Annotated in this window: 10 protein-coding genes; 2 read left to right on the top strand and 8 right to left on the bottom strand. The window is 63.7% G+C overall.

Annotated features, from left to right (window positions below; all coding sequences use genetic code 11):
• From IF22_RS0107645 to IF22_RS0107635, 3 genes are all read right to left on the bottom strand, one after another.
• The gene (locus tag IF22_RS0107645) at nucleotides 1–267 is read right to left on the bottom strand and encodes a hypothetical protein (RefSeq protein ID WP_030329842.1); all 267 of its coding nucleotides are present in this window, start codon (nucleotides 265–267) and stop codon (nucleotides 1–3) included.
• The gene (locus IF22_RS0107640; RefSeq protein ID WP_030329840.1) at nucleotides 264–1859 is read right to left on the bottom strand and encodes an FtsK/SpoIIIE domain-containing protein; all 1596 of its coding nucleotides are present in this window, start codon (nucleotides 1857–1859) and stop codon (nucleotides 264–266) included. Before IF22_RS0107640 ends, IF22_RS0107645 begins: the two co-directional genes overlap by 4 nt.
• Before the next feature lie 175 nt (nucleotides 1860–2034).
• Nucleotides 2035–2430, bottom strand: a complete 396-nt coding sequence (locus tag IF22_RS0107635; RefSeq protein WP_030329838.1) for a hypothetical protein — start codon at nucleotides 2428–2430, stop codon at nucleotides 2035–2037.
• A gap of 761 nt (nucleotides 2431–3191) precedes the next feature.
• On the opposite strand from IF22_RS0107635, the gene IF22_RS0107630 reads away from it, so the two are divergent.
• Nucleotides 3192–3641, top strand: a complete 450-nt coding sequence (locus IF22_RS0107630) for a hypothetical protein (RefSeq protein WP_051708246.1) — start codon at nucleotides 3192–3194, stop codon at nucleotides 3639–3641.
• Here the strand turns inward: IF22_RS0107630 and IF22_RS0107625 are convergent.
• From IF22_RS0107625 to IF22_RS35830, 4 genes are all read right to left on the bottom strand, one after another.
• On the bottom strand, nucleotides 3631–4407 hold the full coding sequence (locus tag IF22_RS0107625) for a glycosyltransferase family 2 protein (RefSeq protein ID WP_030329834.1): 777 nt from the start codon (nucleotides 4405–4407) through the stop codon (nucleotides 3631–3633). The two genes, IF22_RS0107630 and IF22_RS0107625, sit on opposite strands and share 11 nt — an antisense overlap.
• Nucleotides 4395–5216, bottom strand: coding sequence for a GntR family transcriptional regulator (locus IF22_RS0107620; RefSeq protein ID WP_030329832.1), 822 nt, complete (start codon nucleotides 5214–5216; stop codon nucleotides 4395–4397). Before IF22_RS0107620 ends, IF22_RS0107625 begins: the two co-directional genes overlap by 13 nt.
• A 149-nt stretch (nucleotides 5217–5365) precedes the next feature.
• Nucleotides 5366–5611 (bottom strand): hypothetical protein, encoded by a 246-nt coding sequence (locus IF22_RS0107615; RefSeq protein ID WP_030329831.1) that lies wholly within the window; start codon nucleotides 5609–5611, stop codon nucleotides 5366–5368.
• 91 nt (nucleotides 5612–5702) lie between these two features.
• On the bottom strand, nucleotides 5703–6038 hold the full coding sequence (locus IF22_RS35830) for a hypothetical protein (RefSeq protein ID WP_245233563.1): 336 nt from the start codon (nucleotides 6036–6038) through the stop codon (nucleotides 5703–5705).
• A gap of 551 nt (nucleotides 6039–6589) precedes the next feature.
• Here IF22_RS35830 and IF22_RS36415 point away from each other — a divergent pair.
• Complete coding sequence (locus IF22_RS36415; RefSeq protein WP_167337279.1) at nucleotides 6590–7009, top strand: GntR family transcriptional regulator; 420 nt, start codon at nucleotides 6590–6592, stop codon at nucleotides 7007–7009.
• A gap of 206 nt (nucleotides 7010–7215) precedes the next feature.
• On the opposite strand, the gene IF22_RS34240 is transcribed toward IF22_RS36415, so the two are convergent.
• A complete protein-coding gene (locus tag IF22_RS34240) occupies nucleotides 7216–11037 on the bottom strand; it encodes a DNA translocase FtsK (protein ID WP_167337278.1) in 3822 nt (1273 codons plus the stop codon).
• Nucleotides 11038–13058: the final 2021 nt, after the last annotated feature.

Raw genomic sequence — 13058 nt, 5'->3', positions numbered from 1 at the left:
TTACCTCCGGGCCGGGGCGACGCGGGTATGGATGTGGTCGGGTGGCTCGCCGAGGGAGGCCACCGCTTCGGAGAGGCAGCGCCACAGCGCCCACGCCTCGTCGGGGGTCAGGTACATGCGGCGCCGGCCGCCACCGACCGCCAGATAGACCGGGTACGGGTCGGGCCGGGCGGGGTCGACGCGCACGGATACCGCCGTGCTGGTGGCACCGTCGACGCCTGGTGCACGGAGCCGGTAGAAGGTTCGGCCGTCGGTCGGGGCGGTCACCGCGGCTCACCCCTGTCGGTGTCTCGGTCGAGGATGTTGAGCAGCGAATCCGGCAGCAGCGGTCCGCGACGCTGCCGGGGCAGGGGCGGCCGGGTTGGCTCGGTGGCGGTTTCCCGGCCGACCTGGGCGAGGATGTCCGCCGCGTCGGCCGGCGCCGGATACTCGGCGGCCAACTCCCGGATGTGATCGTCGGAGATGTAGGAGAAGCGCACCCGCGCGGGCTCTGGAGTGCCGTCGAGGATCACGTAGCCGACGCCCTTGGCCCAGCGCGGCATCTGGTCGGCGAGGGCACCCCGGTTGCGGGCACCGTCGCCCAACACGAGGTCGACCTGAGCAGCCTCGGTCAGGCCGAGGGCGATCCGGGTCGGGAACAGGTCCCGGAACGGCAGAACCTCCTTGCGGGGGTCCTGCAACGCGGCCACCACCAGGACGCCAACACCGGCACCCTGCGACAGCAGCAGCCCGAGCGAGCCGGCGATGCGCTTGCGCAGGTCCACATCCTGGAGGTACGCGGTCAGTGCCGCCATCTCGTCGATGACGACCACGACCAGGGGGTCAGCCAGGGTCGGAGTGTGCACCCGCACGGCACCGGCAAGCCGGGTCTGCCGCTCCCGCATCACGGTGACGGCCTCGTCGAGCAGGTCGGCCATGGCCTCGAACGACTTGCAGGCGAACCGGGCAAACAGCGGCCGACCCATGGCGAATTCCATGCCGCCCTTGGGGTCGATCACCCACAGCCGGACCAACCCGGAGGAGATCCCACCGGCCAGGACCCGGACCAGCGACCACAGCACCGAGCCTTTCCCGGAGCGGGTGGCGCCGCCGATGAGGACGTGGGTGGCGAGCAGGTGTAGGTACCAGTGCCGCAGGTCTTCGCGCCGCGCCAGGGGTAGGGCGGTGAAGTCGGGCACCGATGGGACGTCGAACGGGTCGACCAGTGTGCGCAGCGCGTCCGTGCGGACCACCACGAGGTAGACCACCGAGGGCCGGTCCCGGAACCGCAGCCGGTCCACCGCGCCCAGGACCAGCGCCCAGTAGCCCGACCGGATCGGCGGGTCATCGGGACGCTCGGAGTAGACCCGGGCGTGCCGCCGGCCGAAGGCGTACGCCAGGTTCGCCGTCGTCTTCTGGAATTCCTCCGGTGTCTGGCCACGGACCATGCGGATGGTCAGCACGTCGAGCGCCTGATCCGAACGGACCCGCAGCAACTCCGGCAGGACCGTGCGGTGGTCGTACACCTTAACCAGGCCGCAGAGGGTCATTGCCTCACGCCACGCCCGTTGGTAGACGAAGAGCTGACGGAAGCGGCCGAGGATCGGACCGGCGCACCAGGTCCACCAGGACGACTCGTGCCGCCACCGCCACACCGCCGACACGGCAGCGGCCAGGACCACGGGCACGATCACGCCCGTCCGGCCGAACTCGCGGTAGAGGCTCACCCCGGCCACGACCAGGGCGACGGCGACCGGGTGGCGAAGGCACCACCAGATGCCCCGCCACAGCCATCGCAGCACCAGGCCGAACGCGATCAACCAGACCGGCAGTTCCAGCCGGCGCGGGCGGATCACCATCAGGTCCCCGGCGGTGGTCATCACGACCTCACCGCGCGGCCGCCGCATCATCGAACACCCGCCACTGTGGGCCGCCCCAGGACGGCAGGCATACGCTTGGACATGTCTTTACCTCTCTCGACAGAGCAGGGGAAAGAGACAGAGGGCGGGGCTGCCGTCCGCCAAGACCTGACAGCCCCGCCCCCACCACATGCGGCTACTGCGCCGCCTTCGACGCCACGCCCGCCGGCGCACGCATCCCGGTCGCCCGCAGCGAATACGCCATCCGACCGTTGTTGCCCACGTACGGCGTCACGGTCATGCCGTCGAACTCCACCGCCTCGAACAGGCCACCCGTCGGCGGCACCGGCTGGTAGTCCGCCGAGATCTTCACCGTCGTCTCCCGCGACCGCTTCCCCAGCTCCGGATCCAGGTCCATCACCCGGACCTGCCACACCCGCTGGCCGGTCAGCTTGTCCTTCGCCGGGCTACGCCGGCCGGTCTTCTCGTCGTAGTCCTCGACCTCGCCCAGAGACTCGGGCACCAACGCGCACCCCGCCGGGAACACGTCCTCACACCGCACCGCGAACCTCGTACCGCCGCGCAGAGCCATCGCTCAACCTCCAGCTTGTTAACTTGTCTGCCAAGTTGCATCCAAGGTAGACGGCACTTGGCAGACAAGTCAACAAGTAGGTCCAGAAGCGGCACGACGGCGCGGCCTCAAGGGTGAAGCCGAATCACTGACGCATTCGCCGCCCAGGCGTGGCCCCCGGCGCAGACAACTTCACTCGCAATAACATGGATGAGGTTGTAAGGTTTGGACTGTAAGAGAAACGAACCCCCAACCTCTCGGCAGGCCAAACGTCGAGGCTGGGGGCCCGTATCTGGATGGTGTGATGTGGCTCTTGCTGGCCAAGCAGGAGCTACATCACGTCCCCGCCGGACCAAATAAGGTCCACCAACTCAATGACCCGAACCGCGATCCTCAATACGAGGTCGACGAGTTCGCCAGCCCCCGTCGGCTTCGCCCGTCGGGCACCACCGTGGTCTCGGGGACTGGGTGAATCATCGGTCGGCATGCTGTACCTCCTCCTTGAGCAGGGAAGAAGCCGGCTGCTTCCCCCTCCCGGCGCCTCGGAGGGGATGCCTAGACCCTGCCTTCGGTGACTGCACAACGTGGCGGCCATATCACTTTATCTGTCGACCAGTAATTGGATCGTCCACTGTGACGCCGCCCACCAAATTACTGCGGACCGAAATTCGCGAATAACTTTCCGAAGCCAGAAATGGCTTTAGGCGCACCATTTGCGGATTCTCTTAAATAGGAACTTGGGTCGAGCGGCAGTGTGGCGCGATCTTGGATATCGTCACTCTGTGGCAGATCAATCTGGAGTGGCTGCACAGGCAGCAGACGAGGCACATTCACGCCCGATCGGAGTGGACAGCACGACCGTCGAAGCGCTTGGCGAGTTAAGCAAGGCGCTGGAGACCATCCACCGGGTGCGCGGTCACCTGTACTCAGCGCATCAGCTCGTCGGCGGCGCAGACCTCACCCTCGACCGAGTGGTCAAGCTGCTCCGCGAGGCCGGACACGATGGGATGGCCGACCGGGTCGAGCAGGAGCTGTTGGGGCGCAACGTGCTACCCGGCCGGTGGACGTTTCAGATCGTGGAGGAGTTCGACGACGGCTACTACGCCGCGTTTCAGGAGATCGAGCGGGACGCGCGGGAGAAGCTGGCCGGCGGTCGGCGGCACATCTTCGAGGCGGAGATGAAGGAGCGGCGGCGTACCCACGGGATGCCGGGGCACGAGGCTACGCCGTAGCGCTGCCGTCGAAGCCGTTCGGGATCATCGAGGTCAGGGCGTTGGCTCGGGCCTCGATGATCCTCATTCGTGCCTGGTACTCGGCCGGTTCCCGGTGCGCAGACTGGCTGGTGACCTGACCGGGCCACTTGCGGTAGAGCAGGCCGTACTCCCGGGTGAAGTAGCCCGCGCTTACCGCGTTGGCGGCGAGCAGGAGGCCGGTGTCCTCGGAGGCGGGCAGCGCCATCCAGCCGCCCAGGGCGAAAACGAGATCTCGCCGCAGGCACAGGGTCGCCGGGTGCACCGATGCCCGGTAGTCGTTGGCCTTCCAGAACGACAGGACCGAGCCGCGGTCGATGACCCCGCCGGCTGGGTCCTTGTCCCATCCGGCGGTCGATCCATCGGGTAGCAGGTCGAGGACTCGCGAGGTGGTCCAGCCGATCTGTGGGTGCGCGTCGAACGCGGCGATGTCGCGGGTGAGCGCGCCGGGGGTCAGCTGGTCGTCGGCGTCCAGGACCTTGATGAGTTGCCCGGAGACTCGGGAGAGCGCGAGGGTGCGGGCAACGCCAGGCCCACCGGGGCGGCCTGTGCCCAGACTGATCCGGGGATCGTCAGGGAGCGCGTCGGCCAGGGCGCCGGTCTGCCCGTCCTCCTGGACGAGCCATTCCCAGTCCCAGCCGTCAGGCATCTCCTGCTTGGCCAACGACTCGTAGGCGCCAGGCAGGTGCTCGATGCTGGGCGCGTGGACCGGGGTGATGACCGAGACGAGCTGCGTCAAGTTTTCCACCGCTGGAGTTTGTGGGAGTAGACAAGCTCGGTGCGGTCGCCCGGCATCACCACGTCGGCGACCTCAACGACCCGGCCGGTGGTGTCGGTCGAGGTTTTCCGCACGGTGAGTACGGAGACGCCCGGGTCGATGTCCAACAGTTCGGCCTCATCGGGCGACGGTGGACGCGCCCGGATCTCGTCGTCGATCCGGTCCAGCTCGATGCCGAGCGTGTAGAGCTGGTGCTGCGTGCCGCCCGGCCACGGTTCCTTGCCCGCGTCGAGCAGGTCCGGGTTCGCGGCCACCAGGTCGTACGGCAGGTAGGAGTACGACACGGTCAGCGGCGCGTTCTCGTGCCGTGACGACGTCCAGTAGACCCGGCGCAGCAGCGAAGTGCCCGGCTCGACCTGCAAGGCCGCCGCCATCTCCGCATCAGCCTCCACCCGCGAATACTCGGCGTGGAACTTCAGATCATCGACGGTCAGGCCGGTGTCGTGCTCGGTGGCGCCAGTCTTCAACCGCTCGCCCTCGTCGAGCAGGACGCGATCCTTCTCCCACTGGTACCGCTCGGTGTTGCGACGGCGTACCCGCTGGCGGGGTGCCCGCACGTAGGTGCCGCGCCCCTGCTCCGCGCGGACCAAGCCCCATTCGCGGAGTTGCCGGATGGCGTTGCGGACGCTCGTGCGCGACAGGCCCGAGGTGTCGGCCAGCTCGGTCTCGCTGGGCATCAGGGTGCCGGGGGCAAGTTCCCCGCTCACGATCTTCGCCCGCAACTCTTCCGCGAGTTGCAGGTAGCGAGGGCGCCAGTCCCGGCCTTGCACACCGGTCACCGTACCCCCTAGACGTTCCAACGTCTGCCAGGTGGTCCCGCCGGCGGGCCGCTCAGGAACCGGCGGTACGGCTACCGCTGCTCGCGGCGGCCTCGCAGGGCGCAGGCCAGGAGTACGAGGAACGGCTGAGCCCCGACGGGTGTTGGCGTTCACCGCGTCTCTCCGGCACGCTCGCCGCCAGTTGCTGGTGTGAGCATCTCCAACTGGGCGTACACCAGCTCGTCAATGAGCCGGTCCACCTGCGCGGCCGACAGGAGTACGGTCTGCGACGCACCGTAACGGGTCGCGTCGAGCTTCACGGCCAGGTCCCGGCAGGCGAACCGGTCAACGATCAGTTGGACGGTGACCCAGCCGGTCCGCTCCCGTCCAATGGTGGAGAGAAGCCCTCGGTGCATCGGGTCGTTCGGTCCACAGCCTCGACACCACTCCGGGCACACGACCGGCGCGATCGACGACGGCGACGGCCTCTCTGGGATGGCAGCACCCTCACTCATCGCCGGCCCCCTGCTGCCCGGTGGCCTGGGCCAGCGATCCGCGAAGTTGCTCAACCAGTTGAGCTGCCTGCGGCAAGGACAACTCCGCCCAGGCGTTCCCTGCGCGGCACGTCACATGAACACCGATCATGGGACCGCCCAGAGCCTCACTGCTGATGAGGTACGTGACGACAAGGCCGCCCGCCCGACTGTCTCCAGCCCTCTGCATTGGGCCGCGATGACGGCGGGCCATGTGCGTCATCACCGGCGGCACCAGGTAGCCGCAGCGATCCGGGGCGCACCAGTCCGGGTGGCTGGTGACGTCGGCCGGCTTGTTCGTACGACTCATCGCGGCCACCGCCCGCCGTTACCTCGGAAGAACTGGGCGCGCGTCATCAAGGGCGCATACCGGAGCACAGGCAACTCACGGGTGGCGCCGGTCGACCACCGCGGCGAGAAGGCCGTAGAAGCCGGGCGCGGACTCGACGGAACGTTGCTGCCGGCACCCCGGGCGGACAGGCGCCTCCGAGACCACCAGGACGAGAGCCAATGGTGCCGACGATGAAAGCCGGACATCGCACCTCCACAGGTAGGCGGGGACCGGTGGCCAGCCACGGGGGAATGGGGCCGGCCACCGGCCCGGATGAAGGCACGGCGCACCGTCCGACGCCGGACGGGTCGGGTATCGCCGAGCCAACTTGTACGCGCGGCTACCGCAACCGGTCCGACAGGACGCCGCGCATCAGGTGCGACCAGGGCGGGCGCGAAACCACCCCTGACACGGGCCGTCACTCCAGCCGCACACCAGGAAACGTATCTACAAGTGGATGAGTTGTCTAGGCGTCGAAACGGGTCATTTGGTTGGCACTTGGTAAGACAAGTGCCAGGTACGGTGAGCAGGTGCCCACCCCGCACTACGGACAGCCCCGCTACCGCTCGATCGCAGACGAGTTGAGAGAACAAATCGAATGCGGCCGAATCCCGCCCGGCGCTCTACTTCCAACTGAGGCTGTGCTCACCGCCGAGTTTCGGGCAAGTCGTGGCACGATTCGCCAAGCCATTTCGGTCTTGCGAGAAGCAGGCTGGGTTGCTACCCAACACGGTCGCGGCACCTACGCAAAGCCTCGATTGCAACCGAGCGGGTCAGACAAGCGCGCCGAATCGGAAGTGCGACACCGTCAAGTCGCTGCTGATGCGGAACTCGCCGCCCTCTTCGCTGTTGAGGTGGGCACGACCCTAATCGAACAAGAGAGCGTTAGTCGGACGAATGGCGACGTCAGGGAAGTCATCAGGACCTACAGGCTGCTCAGCACGCCGTAGGACCCTCAGTATTCATGGCGTCGCACCCTGCTGCGAAGCCAGACAGGGCCGCACCTGCTGCAGTTGCCCGCATAAGCCGTCAACGCCTGGGCCGTTGTGGCTGGACCGGCGGCGGCCCACCGCGAGAGATAGCAGACCGCAACCATGCAAGACGGTAGCGCGAGAAGACTGCATGTTGGCAGCCTTCAAACCGAAGCCCGTCCGTCCTATACCACGGGCGGATAAGGCCCGTGAGCAGCAAACCCTTGAAGCCGCACGAGCCCAAGCTCTGGCGATGAATACAACATGTCACCTCGCGGCAGGAGAGTTTCGGCGCCGGCTGAGTCGATGATTACTCGGCTGTCTACCGCACTTTGAACGCGCAAGCTGACTCGAGCGAAGTTGGCCTTCATGATCCCAGGAACGATCTCAACACTCGGACGTTGGGTGGCTGCAATCAAGTGCCCACCGACCGCCCGCGCCCGTTGAACGAATCGCGTAACAACTGTCTCGAACCGCCGCTTATCGGCAGACGACAGCGCAAGTTCGGCGAATTCATCAATCACTACGACGAAAGGACGCATCGGCGGACGAATGCCTTGATCCAGTGAATCCTTGGCAAGCGATACGATGTCGGTGAATAGTTGAGGCACCGGACGCCCAAGAGCTTCCTCCGCATATCGATTAAACTCTGCGACCCTCTCAGGCAGTCGACGATCAACGATATCCAGGAGAAGATCAAACGCCCCGGTCGCACCGAGATGGTAGTCCGTCGAACTCCTGACCTGCGGCGCACGGGCAAGGTCTCGGTAGTCATTCATGCCCTTGGCGTCAATCAGGACAAGATCTAGGTCGTCCGGCCCGTACAATCGCGTCAGTTGCCACAGTATCGATCGGATGAGCATGCTCTTGCCGCTACCGGTAGTGCCACCGATAAGCAGGTGCGGTAGCTCCGAAAGCTGAAGCCAGAACGGACTGAAGCTAAGGTCGCTTCCCAAGGCTATAGATACAGCAGGTCCAGTTGGCCGATTCAATGAAGCTACATCCGCGATAGTACGGCTCTCCCGCGGCAACTCAAGAACGGCATATCGTGCCCGCCCGGGTAGGTTATCAACCCGAATGCTTGGCACTCCCAGATCACGAGCTAGATCCGCTTCCTGGGAAGCGAGCGTGGAGAGGCGGGCGCCAGCTTCTAGCTCGAACGGGACTCGGACGACGGACGGACCCTCCGTGATGTCAGCCGGGTCCAGTCGACGTACAGGAACCTGTCGAGCATGCAAAGCGGCAGCGACGCGTCGGGAAAGCGCCTCGCTACTGCTGCTCGTGGCCGCCGGACTGGTCGCTTCGCCAGTTTTTTCCGCTGTTGCCTGCGCCAGATTTCTCGTGTCGGAGCCGCTTGCAGGGTCAGCTAGATCGCCCTTACCGCCGGAGTTGGAAGCTCGTTCGTGCGACAACTCCCCGAGCGGGTTGACGTCATCCGGCAGCAGATCACCGAGTTCGGCAGGGATGACCGTATAGCTACGGCCATGCCGCAGGGCGCGCCGAAGCCACTCTCCACCAAGCACCTCAAGCGGCAACTTATCGTCCCCTACATGCAAAGGGTAGGGACCTTTCGGGGCATCTGGACCAACGACTACAACGCGACCTGCAATCTCAACAGAAGTGTTCGGCGGGCCTACCTCAAACGCCGCGTTCAGCTTGGCGATGCGTTGACGGTATCTCTCCCAGTCGGCAAGACGCAGAACTTCCCACTGTTGCAGGGCCTCGAGGAAAACCTGTCTCTTCAAGATCTCACGACGACTCGCAGCGAACGGATCACCAGTGGATGCGCCGAAGATGCCCCGAAGCACATCGAGCATCTCGCGCACCTGCTTCGCTGCTTCAAAAACTGGCCCCGGAATGCGATCAGGATGAAGATCCTTAGTCGCCTTTACCTCGATCGCCTCGACCCGTGGCCGACCATCTGGCCAACTAAAGGAAAGAAGGTCGGCTCGCTTGTTGGTGGGACGCCTCTGAAGCCATTGACTCGCGGTTTCCGTATCAAGGCTGATCACCAGCGCATCGTCATCGCGGTCTTGGAGATCAGCCAACACCGCCGCTACGCCAATTCGTCCGAGTACCGCGTCATCCCGAAATGCCCCGCTGGATCCGAAAAATCCGAGCAGCCCCTCCGGTAACGCTCTCTGTACGGTCGTTGTGAGAAATGTCAGAAGAGCGTCCGGCTCGGGATCCAACCAACTGTTGCCCTGCAACATCGACAATGCCGGCTGAACCAGTAGGCGGGCGCTATGACCATATACGTAAGCAGTATGGGCACCGCTGCCCAGTCTCCCGACCAGAGTCAGGCGATCGTCAAGTTTCTCAGGTGCCGCCAGGGCGCTAGTCGGCTCGACGAGAACGAGCCAAGTGGCCTCTCCTCCAAGGGAGGCGAGTTCCACCTCTTCTCGATCCCTAAGTAACGGGCTTCGCTGCAACTCAGCCTGCCCACCGGCGGCGAGCTCGGCCTGCTTGTTGAGGAGCGTCGCTAGACGTCCGGACGGCGACGGCTTGATGACGGTCATCCTGCGTAGCGGAACAAACTTCCATTCCGAAACAACACTGCCCTGCTGCGGAGACTCCCAGAGCGCCCCGAACGTCGCGTCACCCTTGTCGGAGACGTTAAACATCACTAGTAGGTGAGGTGAGCCTCCGGCCCGTAGGCTTTCGGGACTGGGTGACCCCTCGACCACATCGATGAAGATTTTGCCTGCGGGTTCGTCTACGTCGCTGGCTGCCGTCTTAGCGATGTCTTCACGAACTTGAGCAGCTCCAATCTCAGCAAAGACTCGGACACGAATCTGCTCGAATCGCGCCTTAGGATCGTGCGCATAAGACTGATACAGACGAGAGACCACCGCTGCCGTGGGGTTGACAAGAGCTACGCTGAAGCTAACCTCGGCAAATGGATGAACAGCAACAAATCTATCGATTATTTGCCTCACCAGCCGAACAGTCTCGTCCGTCCCCGACGCAAGCCGGCGCTTAGCGTACATCGGGAGACCCGTCCCGTGGATGCCGGCAAAGGCCAACGCTTCTGGCGTGTTTTGATACACAATTCCGATGGACGGCGCAGCAGGGTCAAGATTCACGGAGACGGTCTCGACGAATTCGGGGTCGACCTCTCCCGACCTTGCCTCATCCAGGAAGAGTCGCGCGGCGCGGGCTCGTGGTTCAATAACAGCCGGATGAAGCGGCAAAAGCCGTACCTGGAGGCCGTCACCAGGCGACTCAACAACGAGATCGACGAGAGTAAGGGCGTTCGCTATGCGGCGGACTTCTGTACGGACCTCGGCAGGCAAACCATCCTGCAGCCGGCGTAGGGCATCCCACAAGTCGTCCCAGCCGGAGATTAGGTTATCGGCTTGACTCAGTAGTTTGTCTGAGGCAAACAGGAGGCGGACGCCCTCGCTGGCGATCGATCCTGCGTAAGGCGACAGGTCCGCACGAGCGTTTGCGATTTGCTGGAATGCTGCCAATGCGTCAGATGCAGGAGCAGGGGCATCTAGCGCGAGCTCTTCAATGAATTCAGCGATTTCCCTCATTCCAACCCATTGAACCCCACCCCCACTTTTGACGCCTCCGGCAACCTGGGAGTAGAAGTCCGCCTGCCAGTTGTCAGAGATTTCCTCAGTGTCCGTCAGGCCGCTTTCATCCGATCCTTCAAGACCTGCGCCATTTTCGTCAGGCCGAATTTCGGACATTGTGCTGTCTACGGCACCCGTCTCGCGAGTACTTGCAGCCGCTTCGGAAATAGAAGGGTCATCTAGGATGTCCGTAAGGGTAGAGCCAGACCACGCAACGCGGTCGCCGCCAACCTCAAGCGTCTGCCCAGACTGAGACTGCACGGCGTGCAGAAGCGCCTCTTCCTCAACACCGTCGCCCAAGACCAAATCAACAAGGTCGGGCGTACGGGAAGGCTCTGGTGTCTGCTTCGGCTTGTTCTCAGAGCGGCCCCCGGCCGGCCGGCGCTTCGACTTTGAGAGCGCCTCTATCACGTCGTCGAGATTCAAGCGAGCGAGGAGCCTAATGTCGTTAGTCCTGGCGAACCTGCGGAGTACAGAATAGCTTGGGGCGCTAGAAGAGACTAGTCGCTGCAACTCGGCCAGATCCGAGGATCTAATCCGGTCCACCGTCTGTTGGTTCAGTCGCAGTCGGCTCCGTTCGATCTTTGCGAATGAGAGATCCGGCAAGAAGCCAAGACGCCAAAGCTCTTGTCGCGCTTGGTCGCCGCTGCCAGCTCCTAGGGGGAAAAGGGACGCGCAGTAGTCTGCAACCATGTCCAAGGGCAAGTCCCATGAACGCAGCGATCGAAGTAGCGGTCGAATCTGGATACTAAAGTCAGAGGCTGTACTCTCTGTGAGGGTATCGAAGATGCGTCCCCGCACTTCAGTCGCCGAGACCTGAGCGACGTTCGCTAGGCCGCGAGCACGGTTTCGATTCAAATCTCCAACTATCAGCAAGGGCATTCGACCCTCGTTGCGCCACCGAACGGTGGTGCGGACATCGCTGGTAGATCGGTCGCTCGACGCTACAGATTCAGTAAAATCGCAGATCCAAAGTTCCGGAACGGATAGCGAGACTCGACCGAGGATTTCGCCCACTGGAAGCGGAGTTGCGATCTGCGGAAGTCGCAGGAACCCTAGTCCCGATTTCAGGCGGCGAACGATTGTTTCGGTAACTGCTTGGGCGAGCAAGCTACCTCCGGTGACCGGGGATGCATTAGGAGCCATCGTACTCCGTTCGAACCGGAAGCGGGCTTAGTACTTCCACCGTATTGTCGCTGTACGCACGCGCCAGACCGACCCGTGCCAGGAGCAAGGAGAGGGCATCATGGTTTGACTCTAAGTCAGCCTCAGACGCCCGTGGAACCATTGTCCTCGTAACGTCATTCGGCCCCACGTGAATACCGAATCGCGACGAGAGCCGTTCGAGCCACAGCCCGTACTCCACTTGGGTTTCATCGTCGTCGAGCCCCGCTAAGACCAACGTTGTGACAAGCGGTGCCTCTACACACAAACGCTTGGCTGACCGGCCGCGGCGAGGCGCAAGAAAACCGCAGCGACGAGCATGGTGATCGAACCATCCATCGTAGCTCTGGGACATAGTTGTCCGCAAAAGGTCGAGCAACACGAGAGCCGCCGGAAAGGCCAGGTCCTCATTTTGATGGCCAGATTCCAGTTGGCTTAGCATTGCCGGAGCGTTCGCTATCATCTGTTCGCTCCGGGCCGAGCGGGCAATCTTTGCGCCTCGTGAGTAAGGCAGCGTTTTTAACAGGAACCTCTCGACGGTCCTGCGGTCTGATACCGCCCCACCCAAACGCTCGACAACCTCAGCTTGAAGCATCTCGGCAATCCACGTATCCATTGCCCCATGCACTGCTGGGACCGAGACGCGCGCCGAAACCTCTCTGACAGTTGGCGCCTCATCCGACACCGCGACAAGAAGGGGTGCGAGGGAGCGACTCCGGCCCATCAAACTAGGGACTTGAGCGTATATCAGGATAGAGACGAACTCGCAGGCGTTTGCCAGGACTCGCAAGCCGGAGAGGCTATCAACACCAGTCGCGCCTAGGGTTACGCAGCGATGCAGGAGGCGGCCTAAGTTACGTGCCAACTGACGGCATGGTTCTGCTTCGGCCCACGGTACCCGTACAGGTGTCGCTATCGAGAAGTCCGATGGGCTAGGCTGGCCGGAAAAAACCGCTTGGAGCGCCCATAGCGGGTTCGGTTGCGGAGAGCAGAGTCTCTCAATCAGCGACGACATCGCTTTAGTGCCGTCCCCGTATTCCAGGAGAAGCGCCGCACACTGCTTGCCGATGTCCCCTCCGGTCCAATCATTCGTAACAAACCCAGGATGCGCTACTTGATACGACTGATTGGAGGGAAAGACGGCACCGTCGCTGGCAATGAGCGAACGGACTACCTGACGCAGGACCTCTAATTCTCCGAGACTGCCTGATAGGTTGACCGGCCGCTCGGCGGCAGCGGCGACCGCAGCGATATCCTCGTTCGGGATGGACCAGGACCGCTCC

Origin of the sequence: Micromonospora parva (assembly GCF_000718515.1) — a bacterium.
GTDB classification, from domain to species: Bacteria; Actinomycetota; Actinomycetes; order Mycobacteriales; family Micromonosporaceae; genus Micromonospora; species Micromonospora parva.
Note: the sequence above shows the minus strand (reverse complement) of the source record. Positions and strands in the feature narration are given on the sequence as shown.